The sequence below is a fragment of the Mesorhizobium sp. M7A.F.Ca.CA.001.08.2.1 genome, from assembly GCF_003998455.1.
Lineage (GTDB): Bacteria > Pseudomonadota > Alphaproteobacteria > Rhizobiales > Rhizobiaceae > Mesorhizobium > Mesorhizobium ciceri.
The window spans coordinates 1-3,273 of sequence record NZ_RZPW01000701.1 but is presented as its reverse complement, the minus strand read 5'-3'; the positions used below and the strand labels follow the sequence as shown (position 1 = coordinate 3,273).

The following is a 3,273-nucleotide window of genomic DNA, read 5'->3' as shown; positions in this document are numbered from 1 at the left end:
CCACGGAGGAGCGCCCAAGGGCGCTCGCGCGGCGTTCGGTAAATGCTTAGACGCGACGCTTCTTGCGCGGGCGGCAGCCATTGTGCGGGATCGGCGTCACATCACGGATCGAGGTGATGGTGAAGCCGGCCGCCTGCAGGGCGCGCAGTGCCGATTCACGACCGGAGCCGGGTCCGCAGACCTCGACTTCGAGCATGCGCATGCCGTGTTCCTGGGCCTTCTTGGCAACATCCTCGGCAGCCATCTGGGCAGCGAACGGGGTCGACTTGCGCGAACCCTTGAAGCCCTGGGCACCGGCCGACGACCAGGCAATCGAATTGCCCTGTGCATCGGTGATGGTGATCATCGTGTTGTTGAAGGTCGAATTGACGTGGGCAACGCCCGACGAGATATTCTTGCGTTCGCGACGGCGAACACGAGCGGCTTCCTTGGCCATGATAGTCCTTTCAGTTGATCTCTACACCGCCGTAATGCCAGCGGCTCCACCTTCGTAAGGGAGTAGGGGAATAGGGCAGTAAGGGAGTAGGGAAAAATGCGACCCGACTGGCGGGCATTCCCTACTGCCTTACTCCCCTACTCCCTTATTCCCCTAAAAAAATTACTTCTTCTTGCCGGCGATCGACTTGGCCGGGCCCTTGCGGGTGCGCGCATTGGTATGCGTGCGCTGGCCGCGGACCGGCAGCGAGCGGCGGTGACGCAGGCCGCGGTAGCAGCCGAGGTCCATGAGCCGCTTGATGTTCATCGAGACTTCGCGGCGCAGGTCGCCTTCAACCTGGTAATCGCGGTCGATGGTCTCGCGGATCTGCAGCACTTCCGCGTCGGTCAGCTGGTTGACGCGGCGCTCGGCCGGGATGCCGACCTTGTCGACGATCTCCTGGGCGAACCGCTTGCCAATGCCGTGAATGTACTGAAGCGCAATGACAACGCGCTTGTTGGTCGGAATGTTGACGCCGGCTATACGAGCCATGTTCTTCCCTTCTCCATGTGGGCCGGCCAATCCTCAAAAACAAGGTAGGCTCGGCGCTGTCTTAAGTTGCCCCGCGTCCGGTGGAGGCCGGCCCATGCGGGAGTTTCCAGTTCAATGCGGCTGCCTTGCCCTTGCGGACAAGCAAAGCTCATGCCTGATAGGAAGACGGGCCGCCATACCGCAGCGAACCGCCTCCGTCAAGTGCAATCGTTAATTTCCCCGCACCGCGTCCTTGAGCACCGCTTCGATCTGTTCCGTCACGGCGTCGATATCGGCCATGCCGTCGACACTGCGGAGCTTGCCCTTGGCATAGTAGTAGCCAATCAGCGGCGACGTCTTCTTGTAGTATTCCCTCAAGCGCTCTTCGAACACGGTCGGATTGTCGTCCTTGCGAACGGGAAGGCCGGCGGCCTGCGCCTCGTCGGCGCGTTTGACGATCCGGCCAACCAGGGCCTTGTCGTCGACCACGAGTTCAATGACGGCGTCGAGCCCCTGGGAGCGATCCGACAGCATCTGCTCGACCGCATCCGCCTGCACCAGGGTCCGCGGATAGCCGTCGAGGATGAACCCCTTGGCGCAGTCGGGCTGATCGATACGCTCAGCGACGATCGCGTTGACGATCGCGTCGGACACCAGTTCACCGGCATCCATCACCGCCTTGGCGCGCTTGCCAACCTCGGTGCCTGCCTGGACGGCAGCACGCAGCATGTCGCCCGTCGAGAGCTGGGGTATGCCGTGTTTTTCTACCAGTCTTTGTGCTTGCGTCCCCTTGCCCGCTCCTGGCGGCCCAAGCAATATCAACCTCATCTGGCTTTCTTCCCCCCGCGCAGCTTCGACTTCTTGATCAGGCCTTCATACTGGTGCGCGATCAGGTGACCCTGAATCTGCGCAACCGTATCGAGCGTGACACTGACCACGATCAGAAGCGATGTGCCACCAAGGTAGAATGGTACGCCAGTCGCCGAGATCAGGAACTCCGGCAGCAGGCACACCAGCACCAGATAGATGGCGCCGACGACGGTGATGCGGGTGAGAACGTAATCGATATAATCGGCGGTGCGCTCGCCCGGACGATAGCCCGGGATGAAGCCCGAATGCTTCTTGAGCTGGTCGGCGGTGTCCTTCGGGTTGAAGACAATCGCGGTGTAGAAGAAGGCGAAGAACACGATCATCGCCGCATAAAACAGCATGTAGAGCGGCTGGCCGTGGCCGAGCGAGGCGAGCACGGTGCTTGCCCACGCCGGCAGGTTCGTCGTCTGCGAGAAGCCGGCGACGGTGGCCGGCAGCAAAAGCAGCGACGAGGCAAAGATCGGCGGAATGACGCCCGACGTGTTGAGCTTCAGCGGCAGGTGCGAGGTATCGCCCTGGAACATCCGGTTGCCGACCTGGCGCTTCGGATACTGGATCAGCAAGCGGCGCTGGGCGCGCTCGAAGAACACGATGAGCGCAATGACGACGATAGCCAGCACGATGATCGCCAGGATCAGGCCGGTCGACAGCGCGCCGGTGCGGCCAAGCTCCAGCGTGCCGGAGATGGCGTGCGGCAGGCCGGCGACGATGCCGGAGAAGATGATCAGCGAAATACCGTTGCCGATGCCGCGGGCGGTGATCTGCTCGCCCAGCCACATCAGGAACATGGTGCCGCCGACCAGCGTGACGACGGTCGAGATGCGGAAGAACATGCCGGGGTCGCTGACGATGCCGTTGCCGCCTTCCAGACCGACCGAAATGCCATAGGCCTGGACCAGCGCAAGCAGCACGGTGCCGTAGCGCGTGTACTGGTTGATCACCTTGCGGCCCTGTTCGCCTTCCTTCTTCAGCGCTTCCAGTGACGGGATGACCGAGGTCATCAGCTGCATGATGATGGAGGCGGAGATGTAAGGCATGATGCCGAGCGCAAAGATCGCCATGCGCTGCACGGCGCCGCCGGCGAACATGTTGAACATGCCGAGCACGCCCTTGCTCTGCGAAGAGAAGGCCTGGGCGAAGGCGTCGGGATTGATACCGGGAAGCGGGATGTAGGTGCCGAGGCGATAAACCAGCAGCGCGCCGATCGTGAACCAGATGCGCTTCTTCAAATCCTCCGCCTTGGCGAAGGCCGAGAAATTCAGATTCGAGGCTAATTGTTCAGCAGCCGAAGCCATGCCTGATTCTCCGCTTGGTAACGCTTGATGGCCCTGAGGTCAGGCGGCGCGTTTCACCGAAGCTCACGAGATAAGCTCCGGGCTCTAAACATGCAAGCGGCCGCGTTGACGCGGCCGCCTCGTTGAGCAGATCAAAGCGAAATCGTGAGCAAAAACGGATCC

Annotated in this window: 4 protein-coding genes; all 4 read right to left on the bottom strand. The window is 61.8% G+C overall.

The window, feature by feature from the left end; genetic code table 11:
• Window positions 1–46: 46 nt before the first annotated feature.
• Entirely contained in the window at window positions 47–436 is a 390-nt protein-coding gene (gene rpsK, locus EN914_RS29355; RefSeq protein ID WP_006205444.1) for a 30S ribosomal protein S11, read from the bottom strand.
• Between the two features lie 162 nt (window positions 437–598).
• On the bottom strand, window positions 599–967 hold the full coding sequence (gene rpsM / locus EN914_RS29350) for a 30S ribosomal protein S13 (protein WP_013531437.1): 369 nt from the start codon (window positions 965–967) through the stop codon (window positions 599–601).
• Window positions 968–1,177: 210 nt separating this feature from the next.
• The gene (locus EN914_RS29345; protein WP_013531436.1) at window positions 1,178–1,774 is read right to left on the bottom strand and encodes an adenylate kinase; all 597 of its coding nucleotides are present in this window, start codon (window positions 1,772–1,774) and stop codon (window positions 1,178–1,180) included.
• A complete protein-coding gene (gene secY / locus EN914_RS29340) occupies window positions 1,771–3,111 on the bottom strand; it encodes a preprotein translocase subunit SecY (protein ID WP_013531435.1) in 1,341 nt (446 codons plus the stop codon). Before secY ends, EN914_RS29345 begins: the two co-directional genes overlap by 4 nt.
• Between the last annotated feature and the right edge of the window lie 162 nt (window positions 3,112–3,273).